General features: G+C 70.6%; 25 protein-coding genes. 7 read left to right on the top strand and 18 right to left on the bottom strand.

All coding sequences use genetic code 11. The features are described from left to right. Nucleotides 1-180 precede the first annotated feature (180 nt). On the top strand, nucleotides 181-1,197 hold the full coding sequence (locus tag DFQ14_RS05505; protein WP_158546660.1) for an FUSC family protein: 1,017 nt from the start codon (nucleotides 181-183) through the stop codon (nucleotides 1,195-1,197). A gap of 106 nt (nucleotides 1,198-1,303) precedes the next feature. Here DFQ14_RS05505 and DFQ14_RS05500 read toward each other — a convergent pair whose 3' ends face one another. From DFQ14_RS05500 to DFQ14_RS05445, 13 genes are all read right to left on the bottom strand, one after another. Next, a complete protein-coding gene (locus DFQ14_RS05500; protein WP_114451936.1) occupies nucleotides 1,304-2,914 on the bottom strand; it encodes a solute symporter family protein in 1,611 nt (536 codons plus the stop codon). A gap of 2 nt (nucleotides 2,915-2,916) precedes the next feature. Then, nucleotides 2,917-3,261: a DUF485 domain-containing protein gene (locus DFQ14_RS05495; protein ID WP_114451935.1), complete on the bottom strand. Its 345-nt coding sequence runs from the start codon at nucleotides 3,259-3,261 to the stop codon at nucleotides 2,917-2,919. 159 nt (nucleotides 3,262-3,420) lie between these two features. Then, the gene (locus DFQ14_RS05490; protein WP_114451934.1) at nucleotides 3,421-5,121 is read right to left on the bottom strand and encodes a sodium/solute symporter; all 1,701 of its coding nucleotides are present in this window, start codon (nucleotides 5,119-5,121) and stop codon (nucleotides 3,421-3,423) included. Beyond that, the gene (locus DFQ14_RS05485) at nucleotides 5,118-5,468 is read right to left on the bottom strand and encodes a hypothetical protein (protein ID WP_114451933.1); all 351 of its coding nucleotides are present in this window, start codon (nucleotides 5,466-5,468) and stop codon (nucleotides 5,118-5,120) included. The genes DFQ14_RS05490 and DFQ14_RS05485 overlap by 4 nt, the downstream gene beginning before the upstream one ends. Further along, nucleotides 5,468-6,253 carry a LytR/AlgR family response regulator transcription factor gene (locus DFQ14_RS05480; RefSeq protein WP_114451932.1) on the bottom strand — a complete coding sequence of 262 codons (786 nt, stop codon included), beginning with the start codon at nucleotides 6,251-6,253 and terminating at the stop codon, nucleotides 5,468-5,470. The genes DFQ14_RS05485 and DFQ14_RS05480 overlap by 1 nt, the downstream gene beginning before the upstream one ends. Continuing rightward, the gene (locus tag DFQ14_RS05475) at nucleotides 6,250-7,335 is read right to left on the bottom strand and encodes a sensor histidine kinase (protein ID WP_114452154.1); all 1,086 of its coding nucleotides are present in this window, start codon (nucleotides 7,333-7,335) and stop codon (nucleotides 6,250-6,252) included. Before DFQ14_RS05475 ends, DFQ14_RS05480 begins: the two co-directional genes overlap by 4 nt. 140 nt (nucleotides 7,336-7,475) lie before the next feature. Then, nucleotides 7,476-7,649 carry a hypothetical protein gene (locus tag DFQ14_RS21800; protein WP_158546659.1) on the bottom strand — a complete coding sequence of 58 codons (174 nt, stop codon included), beginning with the start codon at nucleotides 7,647-7,649 and terminating at the stop codon, nucleotides 7,476-7,478. A gap of 149 nt (nucleotides 7,650-7,798) precedes the next feature. Further along, a complete protein-coding gene (locus DFQ14_RS05470) occupies nucleotides 7,799-9,007 on the bottom strand; it encodes a cytochrome P450 (protein ID WP_114451931.1) in 1,209 nt (402 codons plus the stop codon). 29 nt (nucleotides 9,008-9,036) lie between these two features. Beyond that, nucleotides 9,037-10,005 (bottom strand): PDR/VanB family oxidoreductase, encoded by a 969-nt coding sequence (locus DFQ14_RS05465; protein WP_114451930.1) that lies wholly within the window; start codon nucleotides 10,003-10,005, stop codon nucleotides 9,037-9,039. A 72-nt stretch (nucleotides 10,006-10,077) separates the two neighbouring features. Next, nucleotides 10,078-10,860, bottom strand: a complete 783-nt coding sequence (locus DFQ14_RS05460; RefSeq protein ID WP_114451929.1) for an IclR family transcriptional regulator — start codon at nucleotides 10,858-10,860, stop codon at nucleotides 10,078-10,080. A gap of 178 nt (nucleotides 10,861-11,038) precedes the next feature. Further along, on the bottom strand, nucleotides 11,039-11,272 hold the full coding sequence (locus DFQ14_RS05455) for a DUF5703 family protein (RefSeq protein WP_114451928.1): 234 nt from the start codon (nucleotides 11,270-11,272) through the stop codon (nucleotides 11,039-11,041). Next, entirely contained in the window at nucleotides 11,269-12,264 is a 996-nt protein-coding gene (locus DFQ14_RS05450; protein ID WP_114452153.1) for a YncE family protein, read from the bottom strand. The genes DFQ14_RS05455 and DFQ14_RS05450 overlap by 4 nt, the downstream gene beginning before the upstream one ends. Before the next feature lie 117 nt (nucleotides 12,265-12,381). Next, entirely contained in the window at nucleotides 12,382-13,356 is a 975-nt protein-coding gene (locus tag DFQ14_RS05445) for an aldo/keto reductase (protein WP_114452152.1), read from the bottom strand. 296 nt (nucleotides 13,357-13,652) lie between these two features. Between DFQ14_RS05445 and DFQ14_RS05440 the strand changes: the two genes are divergently transcribed. From DFQ14_RS05440 to map, 4 genes are all read left to right on the top strand, one after another. Then, nucleotides 13,653-14,501, top strand: coding sequence for an undecaprenyl-diphosphate phosphatase (locus tag DFQ14_RS05440; protein ID WP_114452151.1), 849 nt, complete (start codon nucleotides 13,653-13,655; stop codon nucleotides 14,499-14,501). A gap of 54 nt (nucleotides 14,502-14,555) precedes the next feature. Beyond that, complete coding sequence (locus DFQ14_RS05435) at nucleotides 14,556-15,245, top strand: histidine phosphatase family protein (protein WP_114451927.1); 690 nt, start codon at nucleotides 14,556-14,558, stop codon at nucleotides 15,243-15,245. Nucleotides 15,246-15,255: 10 nt separating this feature from the next. After that, complete coding sequence (locus tag DFQ14_RS05430) at nucleotides 15,256-15,699, top strand: DUF6314 family protein (RefSeq protein WP_114451926.1); 444 nt, start codon at nucleotides 15,256-15,258, stop codon at nucleotides 15,697-15,699. Nucleotides 15,700-15,794: 95 nt separating this feature from the next. Further along, complete coding sequence (gene map / locus DFQ14_RS05425; RefSeq protein WP_114451925.1) at nucleotides 15,795-16,559, top strand: type I methionyl aminopeptidase; 765 nt, start codon at nucleotides 15,795-15,797, stop codon at nucleotides 16,557-16,559. A gap of 48 nt (nucleotides 16,560-16,607) precedes the next feature. Here the strand turns inward: map and DFQ14_RS05420 are convergent, their stop codons facing one another. After that, nucleotides 16,608-17,348, bottom strand: a complete 741-nt coding sequence (locus DFQ14_RS05420; RefSeq protein ID WP_246195356.1) for an OBAP family protein — start codon at nucleotides 17,346-17,348, stop codon at nucleotides 16,608-16,610. Between the two features lie 609 nt (nucleotides 17,349-17,957). Here DFQ14_RS05420 and DFQ14_RS05415 point away from each other — a divergent pair. After that, nucleotides 17,958-18,401: an ArsI/CadI family heavy metal resistance metalloenzyme gene (locus DFQ14_RS05415; RefSeq protein ID WP_114451924.1), complete on the top strand. Its 444-nt coding sequence runs from the start codon at nucleotides 17,958-17,960 to the stop codon at nucleotides 18,399-18,401. A gap of 3 nt (nucleotides 18,402-18,404) precedes the next feature. Here the strand turns inward: DFQ14_RS05415 and DFQ14_RS05410 are convergent, their stop codons facing one another. The 3 genes from DFQ14_RS05410 to DFQ14_RS05400 all read right to left on the bottom strand — a co-directional run bounded on the left by DFQ14_RS05410 (nucleotide 18,405) and on the right by DFQ14_RS05400 (nucleotide 21,067). Further along, nucleotides 18,405-19,946: a glycosyltransferase family 39 protein gene (locus tag DFQ14_RS05410; RefSeq protein ID WP_114451923.1), complete on the bottom strand. Its 1,542-nt coding sequence runs from the start codon at nucleotides 19,944-19,946 to the stop codon at nucleotides 18,405-18,407. Nucleotides 19,947-19,976: 30 nt separating this feature from the next. After that, nucleotides 19,977-20,429, bottom strand: coding sequence for a hypothetical protein (locus tag DFQ14_RS05405; RefSeq protein ID WP_246195354.1), 453 nt, complete (start codon nucleotides 20,427-20,429; stop codon nucleotides 19,977-19,979). Between the two features lie 371 nt (nucleotides 20,430-20,800). Continuing rightward, complete coding sequence (locus tag DFQ14_RS05400) at nucleotides 20,801-21,067, bottom strand: WhiB family transcriptional regulator (protein ID WP_114451922.1); 267 nt, start codon at nucleotides 21,065-21,067, stop codon at nucleotides 20,801-20,803. Nucleotides 21,068-21,479: 412 nt separating this feature from the next. On the opposite strand from DFQ14_RS05400, the gene DFQ14_RS05395 reads away from it, so the two are divergent. Continuing rightward, the gene (locus DFQ14_RS05395; protein WP_114451921.1) at nucleotides 21,480-21,791 is read left to right on the top strand and encodes a GNAT family N-acetyltransferase; all 312 of its coding nucleotides are present in this window, start codon (nucleotides 21,480-21,482) and stop codon (nucleotides 21,789-21,791) included. Between the two features lie 457 nt (nucleotides 21,792-22,248). Here DFQ14_RS05395 and DFQ14_RS05390 read toward each other — a convergent pair whose 3' ends face one another. Next, nucleotides 22,249-22,854, bottom strand: coding sequence for a helix-turn-helix domain-containing protein (locus DFQ14_RS05390; RefSeq protein ID WP_114451920.1), 606 nt, complete (start codon nucleotides 22,852-22,854; stop codon nucleotides 22,249-22,251). Nucleotides 22,855-22,857: the final 3 nt, after the last annotated feature.

The following is a 22,857-nucleotide window of genomic DNA, read 5'->3' as shown; positions in this document are numbered from 1 at the left end:
GTCTGGCTGCAATCATGAGCCCATGACGCCTTCCGGCACCGGGTTGCCGCGCGCGGCCTGCGTTTGCGAATGCACCACCATCTCGCTGCTGACGTTTCGGCGGATCGTGGTCGGGGTGATACCCCCTCAGCCCCACGGTGGGGACACGCCCCTCGAATCCCTCCGGGCACCGGTGTGACCATGGTGGTGTTGCGTGCGGCGGAGCAGCGCGTTCGCCACACCGCGTGGCGGATCGGGCTGGCCTCGGTGACCGGCGCCCTGGCCTGGTGGCTGGCCCAGCGCATTCTCGAGCAGCCGGCGCCCATCTTCGCGCCCATCGCCGCCATCGTCAGTCTCATCGACGAGCCCGGGGTGCGAGGCCGCCGCGTCTTCCGCCTCATCGGCGGTGTGCTGGTCGGCGTCGTGGTCGGCGAAGTCCTGGTGCGCTACCTCGACACGGGGCCCTGGCAGATCGTGGCCGCCATGGCGATCTCCATGCTGCTGGTGTCGGCGTTCAGCACCAACCCGCTGACCCTCATCCAGGCCGGCATCGCAGCGATGCTGGTCATCGCCCTGCACGCCCCCGATCTCGGCTTCGACCGCCTCTACAGCGCCCTGCTCGGCGGTCTGCTCGCCCTGGTGGTCAGCCAGGTGCTGGTCACACCGAACCCCTCAGCCCTGCTCGCGGATGCCGCCCGGGACGCGCTGACCCCGGCCACCCGGGGGCTGCGCGGCGCTGCCCACGCCCTGCACCAAGCCGATCCCGAAGCCGCCGCGGACGTTCTCGACCTGGTGCGCAAGGGCCACCAGGAACTCGCCACGTTCGAAACGGCCCGGGAAAGAAGCCGGGCCATCACCCAACAGACCGTGCGCGGACACCGTCAACGAAACCGGGTGCGACAACTCGATGCCCGCCTGGTCAACATCGAACGCGTCCACACCGACACCGTGCTCATCGCCCGCGCCCTGCACGCGGCGATGCCCCAGTCTGCGCAAGCCCCCGCCCCGCTCATCCAGGCCCTCGACGACCTCGCCGCAGCAGCCGACACCTTCGCCACCGACCCCCTCGACGACCAGCGCAGACAACACGCGCACGCCCTGGCCCTGCCGGTAGGCGACCTGCAGCTGCCCGCGTTGCCGGAGTCCCTGGCAACGCTGGCCGGTGAAGTGCGCACGGCGGCAGGCGATCTCACCGAACTCACCCGACCCCCGTCCTGACCGCGAGCCCGTGGTGTGCCCTGCCTGCAGGCGCACACCACGGCGGCAACGGCGGGACCGCGGCACGGTATCCGCACCCACGGCCCCGCCATCCAGCAGTGTGTCGCTAGTGCGTGGTGGCCTTCTCGGCTCCCGCACCGGTCAGCGCGCGCACCTCCATCTCGGCGTATTTGGCTTCGTTGTGTTCGCTGGAGAGCACGGTGCCGAGCCAGCCGAAGAAGAACGACAGCGGGATGGACACCAGCCCGGGGTTTTGCAGCGGGAACCAGTGGAAGTCGACGCTGCTGAGCATGGCCGACTCGCTGCCGGACACCGCCGGGGAGAACACGATCAGCACGATCGCCGTGGTCAGCCCGCCGTAGATGCTCCACAGGGCACCGGAGGTGTTGAACCGCTTCCAAAACAGCGAGTACAGCAGCGTGGGCAGGTTCGCCGAGGCGGCCACGGCGAAGGCCAGCGCGACGAGGAAGGCCACGTTCTGGTTCTTGGCCAGAATGCCGCCGATGACGGCCAGCGCCCCGATGACCACGGCGGTGATCCGCGCGACCCGGACCTCGGCGTTGTGGCTGTCGACCTGGCCCTTTTTGATCACGTTGGCGTAGATGTCGTGGGCGAAGGAGGCCGAGGCGGTGATCGTCAGGCCGGCGACCACGGCCAGGATGGTGGCAAAGGCCACGGCGGCGATGAAGCCCAGCAGCACGGGCCCGCCCAGCGCCAGAGCCAGCAGCGGTGCCGCCGAGTTCTCCCCGCCGGGGGCCTGTTGGATGGCTTCCGGCCCGACCAGGGCGGCAGCACCGTAGCCGAGGATCAGGGTGAACAGGTAGAACAGCCCGATCAGCACGATCGCCCACACCACCGAACGACGGGCATCCCGGGAGGTGGGCACGGTGTAGAAACGCATCAGCACGTGCGGCAATCCGGCGGTACCGAACACCAGAGCCAACCCCAGCGACAGGAAGTCGAGCCTGCTCGCTGCGGATTCGCCGTACTTGGCGCCGGGATTGAGCAGCTCTTCGCCTCCCGCGCCGGCACGGTCCACGGCGGCCTGCATCAGGGCCGAGAGGTTGAAGCCGTACGTGCCGAACACCCAGAGCGTCATGGCCGCCGCACCGGCGATGAGCAGCGCGGCCTTGATGATCTGGACCCAGGTGGTGCCCTTCATGCCGCCGACGAGCACATAGACGATCATGATGACCCCGACGATGGCGATCACGATGCTCTGGCCGACCTCGCCGGTGATGCCCAGCAGCAGCGAGACGAGCACCCCGGCCCCGGCCATCTGGGCCAGCAGGTAGAAGAAGCTCACCGCCAGGGTGGAGGTGGCTGCCGCGGCGCGGACGGGTCGCTGCCGCATCCGGAAGGACAGGACGTCGCCGAGGGTGAACTTGCCGGTGTTGCGCAGCAGTTCGGCGACCAGCAGCAGCGCCACCAGCCAGGCCACGAGGAACCCGATCGAGTAGAGGAACCCGTCGTAGCCGTACACCGCGATCGCGCCGGCGATGCCCAGGAAGGAGGCCGCCGACAGGTAGTCACCGGAGATCGCGATGCCGTTTTGGGGGCCGGAGAAGGCGCGCCCGGCGGCATAGTAGTCGGAAGCGGTCTTGGTGTTGCGGCTGGCCCGGAACACCACGAGCAGGGTGATCACGACGAAGGCCGCGAAGATGCTGATGTTCAGAGCCGGGTTGGTGCCCTCGATGCTCTGGGCGAGGGTGCTCACTGTCACTGCTCGTCTCCTTCGACCTCGCTGCGGATCTTGCCGGCGATCGGGTCCAGATTGCGGTTGGCGTGGCGCACGTACAGCCCCGTGATCACGAAGGTGGACACGAACTGCAGCAGCCCGAACACCAGCCCGACGTTGATGTTGCCGACGAGCTTGATGGACATGAACCCGTGGGCGTAGTCGGCCAGCAGGATGTAGAGCAGGTACCAGGCCAGAAACAGCCCGGTCATCGGGAACACGAAGCTCCGCAATCTCCTGCGCAGGGCGACGAACTCCGCGCTGGAGTGGACCTCGGTCCACACGTCGGGGCTCGGCTCCCCGGCCACAGGGTCGGTGGTACTCACGCATGCCTCCTCGGGCGGCGATGACGAATCGACGACACGTTAGGCAGGTCACACCCGTATGGGTATCGTCGGCGGCTCGATCGACGGCGTGTGCGACGAGTGGTCCACGAGCGGTGGGCCGGGCGCGCCGAACGGTCCGGCCCGCCGGATCCGGGAGCGTTACTGCTTGCCGGCGGGGTCCCGATGGCGCGGCAGGCGGGATTCGTCGAGATGCAGCCGCAGCATCGCCGCGGCGGCTCGTGGTGGTGGCTGCCCACCGAGGGAGACGGCCACCATGGTGGCGAAGGCCAGCGGCACCGACCACAGCGCGGGCTGGGCCGCCAGCAGCGCCGGCCAGCCCCCCAGCCAGGGAGCGAACAGGGCCACGGCGATGGCCCCCGCCGAGGCCAGCAACCCCACCAGCACCCCGCTGATCGCGCCGGCCACGGTCAGCCGGGACCACCAGATGCCCAGCACCAGCAGCGGGCAGAACGTGGAGGCAGCCACGGTGAAAGCCCAGGTCACCAGGATGCCCGCGTCCACGCCCGCAGCGGGCAGCGCCAGCAGCACCACGGCGGCGGCCACGGCCACCACGGTGCCCCGCAGCCGCTGCAGCCCTCCGGGGACGAGGTCGTGCGACAGCGCTCCTGCCGCGACCAGCAGCAGCCCCAGGGAGGTGGCCAGGAACGCGGCACAGGCCCCCGCGGTGAGCAGCACCGTGAACAGGGTGCCGAGCGGGCCGGAGTCGACCTGGGCGGGCAGGGCCACCACCACGGTGTCGGTGGCCCCGGACAGGTACAGCTGCGGCACCAGGACGCTGCCCAGCGCCCCGTAGACGCCGGGAAAGAGATAGAACGTGCCGAGCAGGCCCACCGTGAGCGCGGCCGTGCGCCGGGCGGCACGGCCGTCGGGACTGGTGTGGAAACGCACCAGCACGTGCGGCAGCCCCATGGTGCCGAACATGGTGGCCATCAGCACCGCCCACGTGCCCAGCAGGGGATAGCCCGTCTCGCGCAGATCCAGCAGGGGGCGTTGCCACTGCGGCCCGCCCGGTGCGGTGCTTCCGCGGACATCGGGGGCGGGGCTGCCCGCGGGAAAGATCAGGGTCCGTCCGGCCGGGACTGTGCGGGTGCCTGCCGGGAGCACGACGGTGTCGCCGCGCGGTGTGTGCACGGTGAGCTCGCTGCCGAGTCGCAGGGTCACATCGGTGCGAAACTCCACCGGGGTGTCGTGGGTGAAGTGGGTGAATTCCACCGGGTGCAGTGCCTGGTGACGCACGTCTGCTCCCGCCTGCAGCACCAGCCAGAGTGCGGGCACGGTGAACAGCATCAGCTTCAGACAGAACTGGAAAGCCTGCACGTAGGTGGCCGCGCGCATCCCGCCGAGGGCCAGCGTGGTGCTCACGACAGCCCCTGCCAGCGCCACGCCGACCCAGTACGGGGTGGGGCTGACCGTGCTCAGCACGAGCCCGGCGGTGCGGAACTGCGGCACGAGGTAGAGACCGGCGATCGTCAGCACGACGAGGGCGGCCAGGCGGCGCAGTGCGGGAGAGGCCAGGCGGGCTTCGGCGAAGTCGGGCACGGTCAGCGCACCCGAGCGGCGCATCGGGGCGGCGACGAGCACGAGCATGGCGACATAGCCGGCGGTGTAGCCCACGGGATACCACAGCGCTCCCACCCCGTCTTTGACCATCAGCCCGGCCACCCCGAGAAAGGAGGCGGCCGAAAGGTACTCCCCGGACACGGCGGCGGAGTTCAGCAGCGGCGAAACCCGCCGCGAGGCCACGAGGAAATCCGAGGTGGTGCGCATGGCGGCCACCCCGCGCAGCCCGATCAGCAGGGTTGCCAGCACCACCGGCACCACGGCCAGCGCGGCGATCATCGTCGTTCCTCGATGCGTTCCGCGCGGCGCAGCTGCCACCACGACAGCAGCACCATCGCCGGGTAGGGCAGCACGCCCAGCGCCAGCCAGGACAGCGGAAAATCGAGCAAGCGCAGCGTGTCCAGCTGCGGCAACGCGGCAAAGACCACCGGCAGCCCGAACAGCAGGGTGAACAGCAACAGCAGCGCGGGCAGCGCTCGTCGGCGCTGCGCCCGGTACAGGGCGGTGGCCCGTTCGGTTTCGGCCAGATCCCACCGAGAAAGGTGGATGTGCCCGCGGGTTCGGCGGCGCGAGCGGGCGAGCCGGGTTTGCGGGCTGGTCACGGCCACTCGCCTGCTGGTGGTCATCACTGTCTCCGCCCGGTCCGGCCGAGTTCGCTGCGTTGGGCGTTGTGCAGCAGTCGTTGCCGCAGCTCGCGGGCGTGTCGCCTGCTGACGGGAACGTCTCCGAGATCGGTGTGGGCGATCACCCCGCCGGCCGAGCCGCTGCGCAGTTCCCGCACGGCGCTCAACGCGAGCAGGAAACTGCGGTGCACGCGTGCGAAACCGTGGCCTTCCCAGTATTCCTCGAGCCGCGAGATCGGTATCCGGACCACGTGAGCCCCGGAGCGAGTGTGCAGCCGCACGTAGTCGCCGTGGGCCTCGGCGAAGAAGACCTCGCTGCGCCGCACGTACCGGGTACGGCCGGCGGTTTCGACGGGCAGCGCGGCCATGGCATCGGGTGGGGGCGTGAACGAGGCGGTGTCGGGTGCAGCGCTCGAGGCCATTTTGCCCACCCGGTCCAGGGCCGCCGAGAGGCGTTCGGCGCGCACGGGTTTGAGCAGGTAATCCACGGCGCCGATGTCGAAGGCGCTGACCGCGTGGCCGTCGTAGGCGGTGACGAACACGATCACCGGGGGTCGGTGGAGCTGGGCCAGCAGCGAGGCCAGTTCCAACCCGTCGAGCCCGGGCATGGCGATGTCGACGAACACCGCGTCGAAGCGCCCGGCCCGGATCGTCTTCAGGGCGGTGAGGGGATCACCGGCCGCGGTGACCTCGGCGACCTCGGGGGCCTCGCGCAGCAGCAGGCACAGCTCGTCCAGGGCCGGCGAGACGTCGTCGACGGCCAGCACGTGCAATCCCGCCGCGGTCACGGCATCACTCCCGGCTGAAACAGGGGCACTCGGACCACGACGCGCGTCCCGGCGTCTTCGGCGGTTTCCACGACCAGACCGAACCAGGGACCGTACACGGTACGCAACCGTCGGTCCACATTGGTCAATCCGACGCTGTTGTCGTCGCCCCGCCCGGCCAGGATCGCCTCCGCGGTGGCCGGGTCCATGCCGACTCCGTCGTCGTCGACGCTGATGACGAGGTCGGTGCCTTCGGCCTCGCCGCGTACTTGCACCAGCCCGGCCTTGCCGTGTGGTTCGATGCCGTGCCGGACCGCGTTTTCCACCAGGGGTTGCAGCACCAGGTGGGGGATGGCCACGGCCAGGACCTCGGGGGCGACGCGGACCTGGATGCGCAGCCGGTCGCCCAGCATCGCCCGCTGCAGCGTGAGGTAGGTTTCGATCGCGTGGAACTCGTCGGCCACCGTGGTGTACTCGGTGTGCCCGGCCAGGCTGTAACGGGCGTGATCGGCGAAGTCGAGCATCAACTCGCGGGCACGGTCGGGGTCGGAGCGCACCAGCGCGGCGATGACGGTCAGCGCGTTGTAGACGAAGTGCGGAGAGATCTGGGCGCGCAGGGCCCGCAGTTCGGCTTGGGCGGCCTGCTCGGCGGAGGATTCCAGCCGGCCCCGTTCCAGGGCGTCTTCGACCCAGCCGGTCACCTCGCGCAGCGCGGCGGTGCCCACCGGCCCGGCCACGACGAGAACGCCGGCGAGTTCGGTGTGCACGTGCAGCGGCACGGCGGTCAGCGGGGGCTTGCCGCGGCGGGTTTCGGTGTGCAGGACCTCGTCGACCAGGGCCACCGCGGTGGTCTCGGCAGCGGGATGGCCCGCCCACTGCAGCCGGCCGGACAGATCACCCAGCCCGACGGCCGCCTCGGTACCGAGCAGGCGGCGCAGGTCACGGGCGGCGGCCGGGACGCGGGGGCCGCTCAGCCCGTCTTTGAGGTCGCCGGCCACACGGCGCGCCATGGCCAGTGTCCCGGCCGGTTCGGTGTGCGCGCGTGACCATCGCCGGAAGCCGAGCGGTGCTCGGCGAAGTGTGCGATCGGCAGGCGCCGGCATGGACACTCCCATCGTCGTCGACAGGAGTTCGTTGATATCAGATCACCCCGTGTGCGAGTAGCCCTCGCAGCGAGGTGATCACACAGGAAGCCGGGTCTCTGCCGGAACTCGGTCGTGGTGCCCGCTCGGGGCCGGCGGGGTCAGTCGTAGCCGCGCACGAGGTGGCTCTCGTCGGCGTCGTCACGGTCGTGGATCGCAGTGCGCCGGAGTGTGTGGGAGGGGGCTGCCTGCGGCGGCACCAGCGAGGACGGCGGTGTCGCGGTGTCGGCGGCGCTCCGGTGCCGTGCTGCGGCGTCGTGTTCGTCGGAGATCACGTGCGGCTCCTCCGGTGTGGCGGGGTGTTCGACGTCGATGGTGCGCGCTGCGGTGTCTCTGCGCAGGTCGACGCGCCGGGAAGCGACCGGGCAAGCCCCGATGGGGTGATCGCCGGGGGTGCACGGCGCCGTGCACCCCCGGCGCCCGGCTACGGCGCGCGGTGCACGCGCAGCGGCAGCGAGTGCCAGGCGCGCAGTGTGTTGTTGTGGTGGCGCCGGGGCTGTTGTGCGAGCTCGAGGTGCTCGACGCGGTGGGCGAGTGCGGTCAGGAGTGCTTCGGCTTCCAGGCGGGCGACGTGCTGGCCGACGCACTGGTGGATGCCCATGCCGAAACCGACGTGGCCGGACGGGTCGCGGGACAGGTCGAAGACGTCGGGATCGTGCCACGCGCGGGGATCGCGGTTGGCCGCACCGAGAAACATCAGGACCTTCTCGCCCTCGGCGATGCGCGTCCCGGCGAGGTCGACGTCGGTCGTTGCCGTGCGGAAGAAGGTCTGCACCGGTGACTGCCAGCGCACCGCCTCGTCGAAGGCCACGCGGGCCAGGCCCGGTTCCCGGCGCAGCCGCTGCCACTGCTCGGGGTGGGTGGCGAAGGCGTACAGCACCGCGGCCAGGCCGTGCACGGTGGTGTCCACGCCGGCCGACAGCAGCGAACGCACGACCAGCGGTGCCTGCTCGTGGGTGATGTCGCCGCGGTCCGCGGCGGCCCAGATCGCCGCGCCGAAACCGGTGGCCTCCAGGTTCGCGCGCCGGCACTGCTCGTCGACCCACGCCGACAGCTCGGCGACGTGCGGTCGGCCCCGCTCGACGAGGTCGTTGGCCGGGCCGAATGCGTTGAACAGGAAATCGCCGTAGGGCAGGAGGTTTTCCCGGCCCTGTCGGGGGAGGCCGACCGCGTCGGGAAACACCCGCAGCGGAAACGACTCGGCCAACTGCGTGGCGGCATCGAATTCGTGCTCGGCCAGCACCTGGTCGACCAGCTGCTCGGCGTCGGCGAACCAGTCCGCGCGCAGTGTGCGCAGCGCGCGAGGGCCGAGAATTTTCGACAGGACCGCTCGCGGGGCGTCGTGGTGCGGCGGGTCGGCTTCCAGCAGCAGGCTCGGCGGTCGCCACGGCTGTTCGTAGCGGAAATTGCTCAGCCCCACGCCCGCGGCGGACTGGAACGACTGCCAGTCGGTCAGCGCGGCGTGGACCTGTTCGTAGCGGGCCATGGCGTAGATGCCGTAGCGGCTCAGACGCACCACCGGACCGGCCTCGCGCAACGCGGCCTGCATCGGCAAGGGGTCCTCGAGCACCTCGGGGGAGAAGGGATCGACGTCGGTGGAGGGAAGCTGCCGGTTCGGCAGGGTGGAGGTCATGGTTCTTCCTTCGGCAGGCGGGGACAGGCTCACAGGTCCAAAACGAGGCGGTCGGTGCAGGAGCGGGACACGCAGGGAAACAGGCAGTCGCCGTGTGCGCGCTCCTCGTCGTCGAGGATCGAGTCCCGGTGGTCGGGTTCGCCGGCGAGCACGGTGGTTTCACACGTTCCGCACAGTCCCTGGCGGCACGACGAGAGCACGTGGACTCCGGCCGTGTTCATCGCCTGCAGCACGGATTGATCCGGCGGCACCGTCAGCGACACTCCCGAACGGCGCAGTTCGACCTCGAAGGCCTCGCTGCGGACCGGGGTCTGGTCCTTGGCCAGGAAGCGTTCCGTGCGCAGCAGACCGGCCGGCCAGTCGGCGCAGCGGCGCTCCACGGCATCCAGCAGCGGGCCGGGCCCGCAGCAGTACACCTTGGTGTCCTGGCGTGGCGCGGGCAGCCACGCCGACAGGTCCAGCAGGCCGTCCTCGTCCTGCGGGGCGACGGTGACCTTGTCGCCGTAGGCGTGCAGTTCGTCCAGAAATGCCATCGAGGCCCGGCAACGCCCGCCGTAGAGCAACCGCCAGTCGGCGCCGACCATCTCGGCCTGGGCGATCATGGGCAGCAGCGGGGTGATCCCGATGCCGCCTGCGATGAACACGTACCGCGGTGACGGCACGAGCGCGAAGTTGTTGCGCGGCCCACCGAGCGCGACCCGCGCACCTTCGGTCAACTCGTCGTGGATGAAGGCCGAGCCGCCGCGGCTGTCGGCTTCCCGCAGCACCCCGACGCGGTAGGTGTAGGCGTCCCACCGGTTTCCGCACAGCGAGTACTGCCGGGTCAGTCCGCACGGCAGCGTCAGGTCCACATGCGCTCCGGGAGCCCAGTCCGGCAGGCGCTTGCCGCGGGGATGCTGCAGGGTCAGCGTGACGACCCCGTCGGCCACCTCGGTCCTGGCGGCGACACGCAGTTCGATCGCCGTCGCTGCACCCGCAGGGGTGGATTCCATTGCCATTGCTGCTCCTCGGGTCCGTGATTGACGCCGAGGATGAAGCGGCCGTGGTGCACACCACTACAGCATTCTCATTCAATAAGAGAAATGCTGTGATCCGTCTCGCGGGGCATGGACGCCCATGGCGCGGGAGATACCGCGCGCGGCGGCCTGCAGGGCGGGAATGTGCACACGGGCGTTGTCGTCGTTGGGCACGACCGCCGACAACGCCGCGACCACCGTGTTGTCCGCGTCACGCAGCGGCACGGCCACACCCGTGGCACGGACGTCGATGAAGCCGCGACACACGGCGACCCCGCCTCTGCGTACGTCGGCGAGCAGCCCCCGCAGCTGCTTGGGATCGACGATCGTGTGCGGCGTGTAGGCCCGCAACGGGCCGGCGAGTACCTTTTCCTGCACGTGGCCGGGAGCATGCGCCAGCAGCACGACCCCGGAGGAGGACGCGTGCAGGGGAATCCGGCCGGCGATGCGCGTGACGTTGATGACGGCCCCCGGGGCGGACAGCCGCTCGAGGAACAGGACCTCGTCACCGTCTCGAACACCGAGCTGGACATGATGCCCGACGACGGCGTGCAGGTCCTCCAGAAACGGCATCGCCGCTTCGCGCAGTCCCAGGGCGGGAGACGCTCGCGAGGCCAGCTCCCACATCCGCACCCCGATCCGCACTCGCCGGTCGGCGTCGCGCTGCAACCAGCCGTAGCCGACGAGCTCTTCGATCAGCCGCGATGCGGTGGCAATGTGCAGCTGCGCCCGCCGGGCGATCTCGGAGACCCGCAGAGCCGGCGTCTCGGCATCGAAAACCTCGACGATCCGCACCACCCGCGACAGCACGGACTCGCCGCTGGACGACCTCGCCACGCACCACAGTCTGCGATCCTGCCCGCCTCGCGTCCATTTCGGCCCGCCGCAGGCACGGACTGGTCGGCGATACGGTCACCACCGCAGAGCAACACCGCGCCGAGGAACTGATCACCGCGAAGTTCGCGACACCGGAACGGCCCCACCGGGTGCCGTGACCACCGGACCCGCCCCGGGATCAGGTCGGCGGTTCCGGGATCCCGGGTGTGGTGCGGCGTCGCCGCAGCCAGACCTGACGGCTGCCGTCGGAATACAGCAGTACCCGGGACAATTCCCATCCGGCGAATTCGGCGTGGATGGACAACTGGGTCGCCGCGCTCAACCGGGTGATTCCCGCCGGAAGGCGCAGCGGCCGGTATTCCCAATCGGAATCGCCGGCCTGCCGTTTGCTGTCGGTTCGCGTGCTACTCACACTGTCACCACCTGTATTCCCCGTCCGGTTGCCGAGGCGACGTAGACCGTTCCGGTGTCGGGATCGACCGAGACCGCCTCGGGTTGACGCACGGTGGGAAGCCGGTGCTTTTCCTCCGGCTGGCCGCCGGCGACGTCGTAGGCGACGAGTTCGTTGCGGGCGGTCAAGGTGATCCAGGCGAGGTCGCGGGTGGGGTCGTAGGTAAGCCCGAAGGGGGACCCGGACACGGGGTAGCGCTGCTTCAGGATGAGCGGGTCGGTCGCAAAGGCCAGGAACTCACCGCCGCGGGTGTCCACGGTCAGCGCGCGCCCGTAGCGGTCGGTGACGGCGTGGGTGGCGCCCTCCCCGGCGCGGAGCGCGGCCCCTTTGTCGCCGGTGACGATGTTCACCGGCGTCAGGGAGGTGGCCAGCCGGTCCAGCACGAGGACCTCCTGCCTGCTCTGCCGCAGCAGTCGTGCCGGGCCGTTGAAGCCGCCGATGGTGCGCACGAGGGTGCCGCCGTCGAGGACGGCGATGTCCTTGCTGCCCTGCCGTGCCACGACGAGGCGCCCGTTCGTCTCCACGGCGTCGACGGGCCGGTTCGGCACCGCGGTGTGCTCGACGCTGCCGCTGCGCAGGTCGACGCGGGCGACGCTGCCGTGGTCGGGAAGGGCGGCGAGCACGGTCCCGCCTGTGAGGTGCAGACCGGCGGCGGGGCTGGGCAGCGCGATGGTGCGGGAGCGCTGCTCCGGTGCGCGGGGGTCGATCAGAGTGAGTGCGGGGCGATCGGCGCCGGCCAGCACCAGCGTGTGGGTGGCGGGATCGAAGGCACTGAGGTCGGCCGGAGGACCCGGCAGAACCGTGCCGGCCGGGGCGGTGCCGGTCGGTGGGGACCGGTCCGGGCGGGCGGCGACGAGCGTATCGGTGACCTGCAGGGGGCTTCCGGTGCCGGTGGTACCGCATCCTGCCAGCAGTGCGCAGACGGCAAGGCAGGCGACTACCAGACGACGCACCGACGACCTCCTCGAGGTGAACACCGCCGTGAGTGGGCGGAAAGTCTCCGTGTCCAGCATCCCCGACACCGACCGGCGCGTCACCCCTGCGGGTGGGGTCGAATGTCGTGTTCTCGATTACCCGCTGGTCACAGCGGGGGCGTGCTCACCGGCACTGACATCGTCGAGTGCGGCCTGGATGGCCGCGGGCAGGTGGATGTCCTCGGACGTCAGCGCCATGGTCAGCTGGGTGGCGTTACGGGCACCGACCACGGGAGCGGCGACACCGGGACGGTCGCGGATCCAGGCCAGCGCCACGGCCAGGGGCGAGGTTCCGAGTCCCTCGGCGGCGGTGAACACGGCCTGCACGATGCGGGTGGCGCGTTCGGTGCGGTGATGTTCGACGTAGCGGGCCAGCCGCGAGTCGGCGCCGCGGGAATCGGCCGGCGTGCCGTTGCGGTACTTGCCGGTCAACACGCCACGTCCGAGAGGAGCCCAGGGCAGCAGACCGATACCGTGGTGCTGGGCCGCCGGAACGATCTCGTGTTCTCCGCCGCGTTCCAGCAACGAGTACTCCAGCTGCGTCGAGACCAGAGGGCTGCGGCCCGGCCGGGCCTGTTGCAGCGTCGCCGCGGTGGCCAATTGCCAACCGGTGTAGTTGGACACCCCGATGTAGCGGACTTTGCCGCCGGTCACGGCGGTCTCCAGGGCGGCGAGAGTTTCCTCCAGCGGCACCGACGGATCCCAGGCGTGCAGTTGCCACAGGTCGATGTGGTCGACCTGCAGCCGCCGCAGGGATCCCTCGAGTGCGGTCAGCAGCGCGCCGCGGGAGGCGCCGCCCCCGAACGGGCCGTCGGTGCGGCGCGCCACGGCCTTGGTGGCCACGATGATGTCGTCGCGGGCGACGACGGTGCCGAGAAGCTCGCCGAGGATTTGTTCGCTGTGGCCGTCCTGGTAGACATCAGCGGTGTCGACGAGGGTGCCGCCCGCCTCGCAGAACGTGGCCAGTTGGTCGGCTGCTTCGTCGGTGTCGGTGCCGTGTCCCCACGTCATCGTGCCGAGCGCGAGCCGGGAGACGCGCAGGCCGCTGCGGCCGAGCTGTCGATGATCCACGGTGGGGAGCTTATTCGGTCCGTGCCGGAACTGTTGCAGGCCGTGCCCGGTGAGCAGGACCGGCACCGTCCCCCGGCACGATCGTGGGCCGGATCACACCGATGCCGTCGGGGGTACCGAGAAGGCGCCACACGGTGGCGAGCACCGGCGGCGAGCGGACGGAGCCGCCGTGCCCTGCGGTGATGCGGTTTCCGGTGCAGGTGCGGGGCGTCCTGGGGACGGTGGGTGCGTATTGCAAGATCGTCGGCCAGGGGTCATACAAGCGTGCGCAGGTGGCGCGCACGAGCTGTCGAGGCATGTGGGAGTGGGTTTCGTTGACGTGGTTGCAGGCCGTGGTGCTTGCGGTGGTACAGGGATTGACCGAGTTCTTGCCGGTCTCCTCGTCCGGACATTTGCGGATCGTGTCGCAGTTGTTCTTCGGCGCCGACGCGGGCGCCTCGTTCACGGCGGTGACACAGCTGGGCACCGAACTGGCGGTGGTCATTTACTTCTTCGGCGATATCGCGCGGCTGGTGACAACCTGGTTTCGCGGGTTCGGTGATGCCGCGGTGCGCCGCACGCAGGACTACCGGCTGGCCTGGTACGTCATCGTGGGCAGCATCCCGATCGGGATACTGGGCTTTTTCTTCCAGGACCTGATCCGGGGGGCGTTGCGCAGTTTGTGGATCACCGCGACCACCTTGATCGTGTTCGGCCTGCTGCTGGGGCTGGCCGAGCACTACGGGCGCCAGGTTCGCACCCAGCAGCAGCTGCAGCTGCGGGACGGAGTGCTGATGGGGCTGGCCCAATCGTTGGCGCTGGTGCCGGGAGTGTCGCGCTCCGGGGGCACGATCACCGCGGGCCTGGCACTGGGGCTGGACCGCCCCACGGCGGTGCGTTTCTCGTTCCTGCTGGCGATCCCGGCGGTGTTCGGCGCAGGCCTGTTGGAACTGCAGCACGTGTTCGACGCCGCCGGCCCGGGTCTGCAGCCGAGCGTGGCCCAGATGGTCGTGGCCACGGTGCTGGCGGGCCTGGTCGGCTATGCCTGCATCGCCTGGCTGCTGCACTACGTGCAGCGTCACAGCGTCCACCTGTTCGTGTGGTGGCGGGTCGTGGTGGGCCTGCTGGTGTATGCGCTGCTGGGATTCGGGGTGATGCACCCCTGATGCAGCGCCGGGGGCCCGGCCCGCCCGGCCGGGCCGGGTCGTACCCTCGGCGCCGTGGCGACTCTCATCCTGCTGCGGCATGCACGCTCGGCGGCCAACGGTTCGGGCACTCTGGCCGGACGCACCGGCGGAATCGGTCTCGACGAGACCGGTACCGGGCAGGCGGGAGGGCTGCTCGGCCGGCTCGCCGACATCCCGCTGCATGCGATGGTGACCTCGCCGCTGCAGCGGTGCACGGACACGGTGGCCGGGCTGGCCGCAGAGCGCGGCCTGACTCCCACGCCCGAGCCGCGTCTGGCGGAGGTCGATTACGGCGACTGGACCGGCCGCGCCCTCAAGGAACTGACCGAGGAGCCGCTGTGGAAAGTGGTGCAGCAGCACCCGTCCGCGGCGGTGTTTCCCGGCGGTGAGGGACTTGCGCAGGTGCAGGCCCGCGCGGTGGCCGCCCTCCGCGAGCACGATGCGCGCATCACCGCCGAGCACGGTGCGAACGCGGTGTGGGCGGCCTGCAGCCACGGCGATGTGATCAAGTCGGTGCTGGCCGACGCGCTGGGGCTGCATCTGGACAGCTTCCAGCGGATCGTGGTCGAGCCGTGCTCGATCAGCGTGGTGCGCTACACCGAAACGCGGCCGTTCGTGATCAAGACCAACGACACCGGCTCGGACCTGTCCGGGGTGCTGCCGCCGAAGGACGAGCAGGAATCCGCATCCGAGGCGGTGGTCGGTGGCTCGACCGGAGCCTGAGGGCGGGCCCATGCATCCGGTCTCGGATCTGGCCGGCTACCTGACCGGCCGGTGGCTGCTGCAGCGGCGGATCACCGACGCGGCGGGAACACCCCGGGGCACGTTCACCGGAACGGCAACGTTCACCGCCGAGACCGACACGCTGATGTATCACGAGCAGGGCACCCTGCAGTGGGACACCTACCGGGGACCGGCCCACCGCAGGCTGCGATACCGCATCATCGGGCCGGGACAGGCACAGGTCTCGTTCGACTACGGCGACTTCTTCCACGACCTGGACCTGCGCACCGGCTGGTGGCGCACCCGGCACCCGTGCCGCGACGATCTCTACCGCGGCGAGTTCCACGTGTTCGGCCCGGACCACTGGCAGCAGCTCTGGACGGTGGCCGGGCCCACGAAGAACCACACCCTGACCACGTCGTTTCAGCGCGCCGGCCCGGACGACGAACGCTGAAACAGCGTCACGTTCGCAAGCGATGCTGCCGGGCCCCTTCGGCAGTGCGGCGGCCGAACACGAGCGGGCCTCTGCCGGAATACCCGGAGTGGAACATGATCGAACTCAGGACTCCCACGGAGCTCGACGCGATGGGCCGGACGGGGCTGGTGGTGGCCGACGTGCTCGCCACGGTGCGCCGCCACGCCCGGCCCGGCACGGCCCTGGCCGAGCTCGACGAGCTCGCCGGGACGGTTCTCGCCGAGGCCGGGGCGACACCGGCGGAGGCGCACCACCGACCGAGCCGAGCACCCACCCCGTTTCCGCAGATGGTGGCGACCTCGGTCAACGACGTCGTCCTGCACGGCCTCCCCGGGCGCTATCACCTGACCGGCGGGGACCTGCTCAGCATCGACTGCCGCGCCTGCCTCGACGGGTGGCATGCCGCCGCGGCGATGACCGTTCCGGTCGGCACCCCTCGCCAGGAGGATGTGGTGCTGGCGGACACGGCGCGGCAGGCGCTGCAGGACGGTATCGCCGCAGCGGTGCCCGGCCACCACACCGGCGACATCGCCCGCGCGATCGGGGTGGTGAGCCGTAGCGGCGGATACGGCGTTCCCGCTCGGCTCGGTGGTCACGGCATCGGGCGGCAGCAGCGTCAGGACCCGTTCGTGCCCAACGACGGGCGGCCCGGGCAGGGAACCCCGCTGCGTCCCGGCATGGTGGTGACGATCGCGCCGGTGCTGCTGGCCGGCGGCCGGCAGGACCTCGAACGCGCCGCCGACGGGTCGCTGCACACCGGCGACGGCTCGCGATCCGCCCACGTGCAGCACACGGTGGCCGTCACCGAGCACGGCCCGCGGGTGCTCACCGCCCCCTGAATCCCCGGCCGGGCCGACATCGGCCGAAGGCCGGGTGAACCGGCACGCTCAGCCGTGGTCCGGGCGCTCCTCGGCCCGCTCGTCGACCACCCCGGGGATGGGGCGGGTGTCGGTGAAGTCCGCGGCCATGTCGTCGACACCGTGCTGTGGACGGGCCAGCGGCACGAAGTCCTGCCGGTCGGCGGATTTGGCCGCGGTATCGATATCCAGCAGCCGGTTGCGATCGGCGGCCAGCGCCGGGTCGCATTCCCCCTCGCGGTTGAACGACCACATCAGCGTCGGTTCTCCCTGCGGCAACGCCGTGCCCGGCTCGCCGTCGTGGCGGCCGGTGTGCCAGGTGTGCCAGGTCTTGCCGTAGGAGTTCACCAGCAACTTCATCAAGGCCTTTTCCGCCTTTTCCGGCAGCCCGGGGGCCACCAGCTGCCCGGACAGCACCTCGAAGTTGTGCGGATGCCACAAGGACTTCTCCTCCTGCGACAAGGTGGCAAACAGCTGCTCGGAGACGATGTATTCGATCCCGATCAGGTTCGCCTCGGTGGTGTTGCCGTCGAACAGCACGCACTGCAGCATCTCGTCGTTGACCACCCGGCAGTAGTGGTGGGCCTCCATCTGCATGTCCGGGTCGCCCTTGGCGCAGTGAAATCCCACCACGTACACGTCGAATCCGTGCAGCGGACCGGTCTCCTGCAGCACCTTGGCTCCCGCGTCCAGCGTGGCCCGCCAGCGGCTCGTCGGTTCCCCGGGGGGTGCCAGCGGCGAGTGCCGCTGCGGGATGCTCGGATTCACCACGGTTGCTCCTCGGTCGACGCGGTTGCCCCAGGCCTGCTTCCCGCCCTCCTGCGTCGAACCGCGCCCTCGGCCCCGGGCGGCTCCGGGCAGTCGCGGCCGGGGCTTCGACCGGCGGACGGGTTCACGCGGTGGGGCGGGTGCGGATGTCGGCGCCGTAGCCGGGTTGCGGGTGCGGCGCAGTGGGAGAGGACTGCAGTGGGACGGCTACTGACGGCTGCCCCGGTCGCTGCGCGTGGTGCGGCCGTACATGCAGTTGCGGCACCGGTTGATCTCGCGGGTGAAGTTTGCCATGCGGGTCAGCAGCAGAGGCATCGGAACTCCCCTTTTTTCGTCCTGCGGTGAGGTCGTCGTTCACGCCCGGCGGTTGCTGTGGCGGCAACCACCGCACCTGCGGGGATGCCCACCGACGTGGCCGGTCACACGTGCCTGCCGCCCTGCGGTGCGCCGTTCTCGGCGAAGCCCCGCCCGCAGTGGCTGTCGGGGCGCGGGCCGATCCCACCGCTGTTTCGACATATCTCTGTATTGACATCTGTCAACACAGGGGACACACTTGCCGATACCATTGATTCGATACACATCGAATCAGAAGACCACGAGCAAGGAGCCGGCATGTCCCGCGTGCAACTCGCCCTCCGGGTCGGTGACCTGGACGGATCGATCGACTTCTACACCAAGCTGCTCGGCGCCGAACCCGCCAAGCGCCGCCCCGGATACGCCAACTTCGCCCTCGCCGAACCCCCGCTGAAGCTGGTGCTGCTCGAAGGGGAAACCGGCCAGGACACCGTCTTGGATCATCTGGGCACCGAAGTCGCCACCACCGAGGAAGTCGCGGCGGCCACCGCCCGCCTGCGGCAGGGGGGACTGGCCATCGACACCGAGCAGGACAGCACCTGCTGCTACGCCCAGCAGGACAAGGTCTGGGTCCACGGCCCCGGCCGCGAACCCTGGGAGATCTATGTCGTCAAGGCCGACTCCGCCACCTTCGGACCCGGCGGCGCCGATGCCTCCGGGTGCTGCACCGCCGGCACCGAACCGGCCGCAGCCGGCGCGTGATCGTCACCCCCACAGGCTCATGTGCTGCAGCCGTGGCCACAGCACCGGCCACGGCTGCTCGGGTCCTCGCGCGACCCAGATCGGCATCCCCTCGTAGTAGGTGGCCACCGCCTGCCCGGTGCGCACCGTGCCCACCCGGCGCACGCTGCGGAAGTGGCGGGCCAGCACCGACCGGTCGGCGCCGAGGTAGACCACCTGCTCGGTGGCCGCCGAGGGGCGCCCGAAGTACCAGAACCCTCGGCTGGGGCTGTAGACCTCGGCGATCCCGCGTTGCGGACCGTAGTGCCGGATCGCAGCAGCCGACCAGTAATCGTGGGTGAGCACGGCCGTGTCGGGGCGCTGCCCGGGCGGCAGCGTGCGGTAGGCCTCGGCCACGTCGGCGGTCAGTTCGGGCCAGCCGAGGCTGGCGGTGCTGACGACCTCGGACGGCCGGATCGTGGAGGCGGGCAGGATCGGCAGCGCAGTCATCGCCATCCCCGCCGAGACCCCGTAAATCCCGGCCATCAGCCACCCGCGGCGCAGCACGCCCGCCGCGACGCGGTGATGCTGCAACCCCACCACCGCCGCGGCGAACAGCAGCGGATACAGCCCGGCGATGTAGTACGGGCGGCCCCCGGCGGTCAGGAACACCACCAGCAGCAGCAGGGTCGTGCCTGCCAGAAACCGGTACTGCCGCAACCCGGGAGCGCGCAGCAGGAACCACAGGCCCAGCACGGCGAGCACGGCGCCGACCGCCCCGGCCTGATTCCCGGCCACGGCCAGAAACGACCAGGCGCTGCCCGTCTCGGTGGCCACCGTTTCGGTCATGCTCGCCTGCGGCCAGCCGTGCGTGGCCTGCCACACCAGCGCGGGCACACTCGCCAGCACGGCCACGCCCCCACCGGCCCACAACAGGGGGCGCCGCAGCAACACGCGGGGGCCGTCGGTCAGCACGGCCACGGCCAGCGCCAGCCAGAACGCGGGGATGAGGAACTTGACCTGCAGGGCTGCCGCCGTGACAAGACCGGCCCCCAGCAGCAACCGATCATCGGGATCGCCCCGGGCATGCAACCGCACCCACCGCAGGAGCAGCCAGGTGATCAACGCCCACAAGGCCTGATCGAACGACCAGGTCGCCAGCAGATGTCCCGAACCGAGGAAATGCGGCGAGATCGCACAGGCACCCGCGGCGAGTACCTGAGCTCGGCGGTTGCCGCCGAGCTCCCGGGCCATGGCCGCAGCCAGCACCACACAGCCCACCGTGGCCAGCAGCGGCGGAATGCGCAGCACCACCAGCGAGCCCGGAGCCAGCGTCTGCATCATCCGGGCGATCAGCGGCACGGCCGGACCCTGGTCGGCATAGCCCCAGGACAGGTGTTGACCGGCTGCGAGGAAGTACAGCTCGTCCCCGAAGTAGCCGTAGCGGTGGCTGGTCAGCAGCAACGCGGCCGCCAGCGCTGCGGCCACCAGCAGCACCGGCCCGACGGCCGGTGCTGCCAGAGACCCTCGGGCGGACGGGGACGCGGGCAGCTGCGCGGAAGGCGCACTGCCGGTGGAAGAGATCATGCGGGCGGCGATCGGACGTCGGCCGCCGGCTCAGCGCTGCTTCGGTGCCGGGTCCTTGCGCAGCAAGTCCGGGCCGAGGATTCGGCGCACCACGCGCCGCGCCAGGCTTCGGCGTTTACCGGAAGGGGCACTGCCTGCCGGTGTGGCTCCCTGCGCGTGGGTGGGGACACCGGTGGTCGGTGCCTCCACAGCGGGTGGGGGATCGGTCGCCGCCGGAGGTGGTGGGGTGAATGTGGTCGGCCCGTCCACGGCCGACCCGCCGGTGGCCGGCTCGGGAGGCCGGTCGGGATTGAGACGCTTGGCGAACTCGGGAGGACGGTCGCTGATGGCGGGGATGTAGGGCTGGGTCACTTCGAGCCGTTCGGGCTCGGGCGGTGCTGGAGGGTGCGGCTCGTCGAGCGGCAATTCGCCCACGACACGAGTGGTCAGCGGCCCTGATTCCGGCCGTTGCCGGTCCTGCTGCGAGGGCTCCCTCGGGTCCATCGGCTGGAACCACGTTCGAGCAAGGTCGTCTTGAAGTGTCATCCGTATCGACTCGGTGAGAAGCAGCGGCCAGTACCACCGGCGAGTGAATCCCACCGGCGGGCCTGACCTTACCGGTCACGATTCGATCAAACACCCCCACATGCCCGGGGTCGCGGCAGCGCGCCCGAGCTCACACCGGTCCGCCCGGCCGCAACAAGCGATATCCGCTGGTCACGCACGGTCGGGTACCGCCTTCCGGGCGGGACCGAGACAAGTCGGGTCGCCTCATCCGGGCACGTGCCCGAGTGAGGCGACCCGACAAGCACCACAGTCGGCTGCTGTTGACACAGCAGCACCGGCCCACAGCCGCCGCCCGCCGGCGCGGCGGGTCAGGCGGCCCGGGACCGGCTGTGGGACGTGCGGTTGAATTGGTGCCGCTCCCGTTCGGTCATGCCGCCGAAAATCCCGTGGTTGAGCCCGTTGTTCAGGGCATAGTTCAGGCATTCCGAACGCACCGGGCAGCGCGCGCACACGGCCTTGGCCTGCTCGGCCTGCCGGGCGCCCGGGCCCATGTCGGAGATGGGAAAGAACAGTTCGGGATCCTCGTCGCGGCAGGCGGCGCGATGCCGCCAGTCGGTCTTGTCGTGTTCGTCCATGGCCTGCCGCCCCCTTTCGAGGCGTGTGTGATGACGTGGTGCCGCAGCCGGGCCGTACCCCGGCCGGCGTGCGGCGAGCTGACTGTGGAAGACCTCTTTTGTCGGCCCTGCGGCTGTCCGGCAGCGCACGGCCGAGAGAAACGAGGGCCGGTCGATACGCCCGGTCGGCTCCCACCGGAGGGATCCGGTGCAAGGCCGGCACGTGTGGCCCGGGGGACGGGTGCGTTTCGACCACCGGGACAACGTCGTGGCCCTCGGGTGATGTTTCCGCTGCCGGTTGTGACATCCCTCTCGGGACGGCCTCGCCCCGACCACCCACCACGGGGCCGAGGCGGTGCGCGGCCCGTGCGAGCACGAACCGCTATCGTGAGGGCAGCGAGCCTGTCACACCGATACCGACCGGGACACCGAGATGAGCCACACCGACAACGCGCAGGTCCTCGACAACCCGGAACAGACCCGATTCGAGCTCCGCCTCCAGGACCGGGTGATCGGATTCGCCGAGTACCAGCGCCATCCGGACCGGATGGTGCTGCCCCATGTCGAGATCGACCCCGCCCATCGGGGCCGGGGACTGGCCGGGCAGCTCACGCGGGAGACGCTGAACGCCGCCCGTGCCGAGGGCCGGTGGGTGACCCCGCTGTGCCCCTACGTCGCCGGCTACATCCGCAAGCATCCGGAATACGCCGATCTCGTCGACGACCGGCGACACCGCGGAGAATAACCCCACCTCGCTCGCGGCGGCCCGGCCGCGATGGCCGTGGCCGCGAACTTCGGTTGCTGCATCCCGCAGCGCCCGTAGCGGTACGGACACGTGCGAAAGAGGTACGGTTGGGCGCGGGAAGATCGCAAGCCCCCCGAACGGCGCCTGCGATTCTCCCCGCGCCCGGGTGCGGCCGTGCTGCGTGCAGCACGGCCGCGGACCTCCGGTCGGCGTCGGCCCCGAACCACGCAGCAACCGGAGAGAGGTGCGCCCGTGGGCGCGGTGGCGGAGTGCACAGCAACGCTCCGCCACCTTCCACGATACGTGCCGTGGAGGCCTGTTCACAGACTGCGGTGCTGGTCAGCGGCGAGACAGGCAACGGCCGTGGCCCGTCCGACCCCGTAGACGGCCTCCTGATGTCGGGGCTCGACGGAGCGTGGCGCAGCTTCCGGCTCCGCCGCTCGCACCGTGCGGCGCCTTACTCGGCTCGCCCGGATGCGTGTGTTGTCCGGGGCCGGGCGCGCAAATGTGCCCGTTCGCCCTGCTTGCCGAACAGGCTGAGGAACTCGACGGATTCGGTGTCGGCGGCACCGAACCAGTGCGGTGTGCGGGTGTCGAACTCGGCGGCTTCACCGGGCGAGAGCACCAGGTCGTGTTCACCGAGCACGAGCCGCAGCCGTCCGTTGAGAACGTAGAGCCATTCGTAGCCCTCGTGGGTTCGGGGATCCGGATCGCCGGGGCGGCTGTCGGCCGGGAGCACGAGCTTGTAGGCCTGGATACCGCCGGTTCGGCGGGTCAGGGGCAGCATGGTCATGCCACCGCGGGTGATCGGGCGCAGGTGGACGCGCGGGTCTCCGGTGGGCGGGGCGTCGACGAGTTCGTCGAGCGTGACGCCGTGGGCTCGGGCCAGCGGGAGCAGCAGTTCGAGGGTCGGCCGGCGGGCACCGGACTCCAGCCGGGACAGGGTGCTCACCGAGATGCCGGTCGCCGTCGAGAGGTCGGCCAGCGTGGTCTCGTGCTGCCGCCGCAATGCGCGGAGCCGGGGCCCGGCCGCGCCGAGCGCTTGCTCGAGGTCGTCGTCCATGCC

The sequence above is a fragment of the Halopolyspora algeriensis genome (genome assembly GCF_003337235.1).
GTDB classification, from domain to species: domain Bacteria; phylum Actinomycetota; class Actinomycetes; order Mycobacteriales; family Pseudonocardiaceae; genus Haloactinomyces; species Haloactinomyces algeriensis.
Note: the sequence above shows the minus strand (reverse complement) of the source record. Positions and strands in the feature narration are given on the sequence as shown.